Here is a 1,355-nt window from a genome sequence, read left to right as displayed (position 1 = left end):
ACGAGGACGACGATGACCTTCAGTCCTTCGGAGATCATGGTGACGATCTCCTGGGCCATCATCAGGTAGGAGCCGTCGCCGACGAGGACGACGACTTCGCGTGTGGGGTCGGCCATCTTCGCGCCGAGGCCGGCGGCGACTTCGTAGCCCATGCAGGAGTAGGCGTATTCGACGTGGTAGGCCTTCGGGTCGCGGGCCCGCCAGAGTTGCTGCAGGTCGCCGGGCATGGATCCGGCGGCGTTGATGACGACGGCCCGGTCGTCGAGGACGTCGTTGAGGGCGCCGAGGATCTGCGTCTGGGCGGGCAGGTCGCCGGTGTTGCGGTCCGGGGCGAAGCACTCCTCCTCGATCTCCCGTGTCCGGGCGATGAGTTGACGGGTGCGGCGGCGGTATTCGTCGGGGACTTCCCAGCCGGTCAGGGCTCCTGCGAGTGCCTGGATTCCGAGGCGGGCGTCGGCGACCAGGGGTTCGGCGGAGTGTTTGACGGCGTCGAGGCGGGCGACGTTGAGGTTGACGAAGGTGACGTCGGGGTTGGCGAAGACGGTGTGGCTGGCGGTGGTGAAGTCGGAGTAGCGGGTGCCGATGCCCAGGACGACGTCGGCCTCCTTCGCCAGCTCGTTCGCCGCGAAGGACCCCGTCGAGCCGATGCCGCCGACGGCGCAGGGGTGGTCCCAGGCGACGGCGCCCTTGCCCGCGTGCGTGTCCGCGACCGGGATCCCGGTGGCCTCGGCGAACGCGCGCAGCACGGTCTCGGCGCCGGAGTAGACGGCCCCGCCGCCGGCCACGATGAGCGGCTTCTTCGCGCCGCGCAGGAGGCGTGCGGCCCGCTCGACGGCGGCTGCCTCCGGCACCGGGCGGCCCACGTGCCACACCCGGCGCCGGAAGAACTCCACCGGCCAGTCGTAGGCCTCGGCCTGCACGTCCTGCGGCAGCGCCAAGGTCACCGCGCCCGTCTCGACGGGGTCGGTGAGGACGCGCATCGCGGCGAGGGCGGCTGGGATCAGCTGCTCGGGGCGCGAGATGCGGTCGAAGTACTTGGAGACGGCGCGGAAGGCGTCGTTGACGGTGACGTCTCCGCCCCGGGAGTCCTCCAGCTGCTGGAGGACGGGGTCGGCGGCCCGGGTGGCGAACATGTCGCTGGGCAGCAGCAGCACGGGGAGGCGGTTGGTGGTGGCCAGTGCGGCACCGGTGATCATGTTCGTCGAGCCGGGGCCGGTGGACGCCGAGCAGGCGAACGTGGCCAGCCGGTCACGCATCTTCGCGTAGGCGACGGAGGCGTGGACCATGCCCTGTTCGTTGCGGGCGAGGTAGTAGGGCAGGTCGGCCTCGCCGGTGGTGGCGGCCTGGAGGAGGGC

The 1,355-nt window shown here is 71.4% G+C and carries 1 protein-coding gene; it reads right to left on the bottom strand.

Translation table 11 applies throughout. The annotated features are described in order from the left end of the window. Positions 1–1,355, bottom strand: a 1,355-nt coding sequence (locus tag ACWD4O_RS48735; protein ID WP_451289591.1) for a thiamine pyrophosphate-dependent enzyme, incomplete at both ends; no start/stop codon positions are given.

This window comes from Streptomyces sp. NPDC002623, from assembly GCF_053592635.1.
This window is presented reverse-complemented; position numbering and strand designations above follow the sequence as displayed.